Origin of the sequence: Chamaesiphon sp., assembly GCF_041738855.1 — a bacterium.
GTDB lineage: Bacteria > Cyanobacteriota > Cyanobacteriia > Cyanobacteriales > Chamaesiphonaceae > Chamaesiphon.
In genome coordinates, this window is the sequence record NZ_JBGSPA010000021.1 from 1 (window position 1) to 3,600 (window position 3,600).

Below are 3,600 nucleotides of genomic sequence, written 5' to 3' on the forward strand. Positions count from 1 at the left end.
GGCAGAAGTTCGCGACAGGGAAATAATTCGGGCTGCGGTTGTAATTTGCCAACGGCTACAGTCATAATATATTTATCGAAATAAATTACTTTGAGGTCTGTTTTAGATCTTTTTTATTGTCTAAAAATAGATCTCACCAGGAAAAGCAAAAGACTAGCCGTAGATATTGACAAGAAACGATCTAAGACAGGCATTGCACCTGTCAGACAGCTTGAGTACCGATAGACCTCGATCCAGAAAACTACCCAAATAAATCGAGTGATTTATTTGGGATACGCACATTCGACTAAAATGGAATCAACTCAGCGTCTGTCTCTACTAGAGCTTTACGTTTGCTAGATTTACGTGCTTTGCTAATAACATCAGCAGATACTTCAACCAATTCACCAACAAATTCAGCAACAGCTTCAGATTGAGCTTGTAGAACTTCGGGTGGGGCATTGAAAATCTCAGTAACAGCTTCTACCGGAGCATCTAAAATCTCAGCCATAGCTTCAACAAGTTCAGCCGGAGCTTCAATAACTTCAGGTTCTGGTACAAACCCAACATAAATAATCTCGTTAATCCAAGCAATTACGCTGGAAATTTGCTTATTGTTGATGCGAAGGGAACCAGTAACAACTAGCAAAGCACCAGGAACATATACTGCTCGGTTAGCCTCATTGAGCTTGACTGTGTAATCGATAGAAATATCATTGTCAAACGCTTTACCAACGATGGTGTCGTTATCGTTATTAACAATAGCAGAAAGAATAGTGAGAGGGGCAAAGAAAGTACGCATGATAAAACTCCAGAAATAATAGATAAAGTGAGTAAGGAAAGAGATAAGAGAGTCTTGGCAAGCAAAACTCTCATAATGAAAAGCAAAAACTAGGCTTCGGCTGATTTACGAGGGAGCTGCAATTCAGTAACGGTAACAACGCCTTTCGACACGCGATTTTCATCGGCATCGAGCCAGTCTTCAAAAGTTAGTTTACCAACAACAGATTGAAGAGAACCTTTCTGAACATAGCTACCAGCGTTAATCATCCGATCGCCACGGAATTTGAGTTTATACCAGTCGGGTTCGCCATCTTTAGTAACTTTAACTGCTAGAGAACTTTCGGCGATTGAAAAGCTACCGCTACCATCACGACGATCGATATCTTTTAGTTCGGTCGTTTTGCCAGCGTGACCAGAGATTACTATATACATGATGAAATACTCCAAAAAATAATGGTTGAGGATGAGCAAGAAAATTCTCACAAGGAAAAGCAAGAATTGAAGTTGAAAGAACAAAAAACTTTCATAAAGAAAAGCAAAAAATCTAGAGTCTGTGCGATTACAAATAACCCATATCAACCATGCCCGATCGCTTACTCGCTAACCCAAAACCTAGAGGCTACTCGCTAGTACTAGGCAGCACAAACCCACTTCTTAACTCATCAACACCTCGATAATTTCTTCAGCCTTATCTAACGGTATAAATACGCGCATCTGGGAGTTAGGCATTTCAGTAAAGCACCCAATATTCCGCAGCCAATTGAGATCTGCTCGATCGTAAACTTCTAGAACCTCTAATCGATAGTCCCCTTTAAAGTAGCGTTTGGCGATTTTCCATTTGTCACCGACCGCTTGAATGCTGTTGTCATGCCAAACCAAGCGATAGATCGTTGCCGCATCGAGTGATTCAGTGATATCGATACCGAACTTGGCAAGGACGGTGGTAATGTCTTGAGATTCGATCGCTCGACCCATCAACACTCGTCCGTCATTAGCTTGCAACCGCCAGATTTTAGCGGCTTCAGTGGGTAACTTATCCCAAATGGGTAGCAAGAGTCCCGACACTAAGTAGAATCGCTGGCGGACAAAATCGGGAACCGTGGCGATAGTTTCATTCCATTTGCGCCAGAAGTCATCATCGGGAATGACAACATCCCAAGCTTTAAAATCGGTGACATCGATTCGATCGATTTGTCGATCGGCAACTGGATAATTGACATGCAGCACATCGACGATCGAACCAGTTTGCTTGACTCGCGCATCACCAACAATCGCCATTGCTACCGATTGACTCTTGCGGTGACGGTAATATTGGTATCCCTGCAACAGTTTAGCTCTAGCAGTCTGGGCATCGGTGATGTGCGGCTTGGTCAACTTTTCGATCGTGTAGCAGATCGTCTCAGCGTTGCCTTGCGTGTGGAGTATTTGGGATTCAACTATTTCAAATCCGTGTTCGGAGTAAAGCGTCTCTAAGCCGCGATCGTATATCCCCATTTCTTTTGCTTGGGCAATCCGCGCTCGGATTCTTGTCTCGAACTCACCAAATACTAAGTTCTGACTATAAATCGGCAATGCCAGAATTCGATTGAGGAAGGTGGTAAGCTTGGGTGGTTCTGCTAACTTACCGTTATTTTCAGTAGTCAATCGCAATCCTGTCCGCCGCTGGAATTCGACGACTGACATTCCTGGTATTCGATCGCGATACAGATCGTGAATAAATTCATCGAGCGCACTTTTGGCATATTGACTGGTAATATCGTTAGCGTCCTGGTCGAACAGCCCGTTGTTACCAGTGTCGCGGGAACCTTTGGAGATCGCGCCCAAGGTATTCAACCTTGAGCTAATAGTCGAGACAAAACGCATTTCACCACAGACATCGGTAGAAATCATCACGATCTCAGGTGCGCTAACTTGTCCCGATCGATTCGAGCGACCGAAACTTTGCATCGCACTTACGACGTTAAATCCGCACTCTAGAACGTAGTGACGGCGTGGATCTTGGTTCAAACAGTCGCGATCTGCATGATAGCTCTTGCCAGTCGAACCAGCATCTGAAAACACCAGAATCCGTTTCTGACCGCCTTGGAATGCAATGGTTTCAGCGATGCTAGCACTGGCACTGCGGGTCGATAGTTGATAACGGTTGTCTTTGTAAACGATCCGCTTCGAGCGACCAGTTACTTCAGCAACTTTGTCCGCGCCAAAGTGCCACATGATGGTATCGAGCAATCCAGTCAGTGGTGGGAGTAGTGCCATATTCTCCATCAACCGATCGCGGATATCGATCGCTTCTTGGGAGAAGATCGCTTCGCCAGCTTCATCGGTGGCAATTTTGCTCGATTTGTTACCGCTATCATCTTCATACTCCACATAGAGATACACTGGAAATGCGTTCATTAGATAGTCAGCAATAGTTTCCCGCGCGGTGAAGTCGATGCTCCGCAAGTCGCCCCATTCTTCGGTAGGGATCTGAGCGAGTTTGCGATCGAGGATAGCTTCGTTCGTCGATACTAATTGGATGATGCAAGATTTCCCTGCCGCTAAATCGGTTTCGATAGCTGAGATTAGCGTTGGAGCCTTGACAGCACATAAAATCCCGTTAAAGAATTGCAGTTTGAATCCCTCAAAGCGAGACATAATCGTCGCTCTCGCACGAGCGTTAGTCGCTACCCCACTAGAGTTGTTGAGGTTAATCGCCCTCATCGCTTCGTCGATATTTTGGTGAATTATCTCAAATGCTTGAGCATAGGTATCCCAAATTCGCCGCTGGTCGGGGGTAAGGTTGTGGGTCATCGTCTCGAAGACTACGCCGTCAAAGCTGAGGGTACGGGAGATGAA

The 3,600-nt window shown here is 45.0% G+C and carries 3 protein-coding genes; all 3 read right to left on the reverse strand.

Annotated elements, in window-relative coordinates; genetic code table 11:
• Positions 1 to 286: 286 nt before the first annotated feature.
• On the reverse strand, positions 287 to 781 hold the full coding sequence (locus ACEW9I_RS02895) for a hypothetical protein (protein ID WP_373538874.1): 495 nt from the start codon (positions 779 to 781) through the stop codon (positions 287 to 289).
• Positions 782 to 870: 89 nt separating this feature from the next.
• Complete coding sequence (locus ACEW9I_RS02900; RefSeq protein ID WP_373538875.1) at positions 871 to 1,194, reverse strand: single-stranded DNA-binding protein; 324 nt, start codon at positions 1,192 to 1,194, stop codon at positions 871 to 873.
• A gap of 222 nt (positions 1,195 to 1,416) precedes the next feature.
• On the reverse strand, positions 1,417 to 3,600 hold a 2,184-nt coding region (locus ACEW9I_RS02905; protein ID WP_373538876.1), incomplete at its 5' end, for a strawberry notch C-terminal domain-containing protein.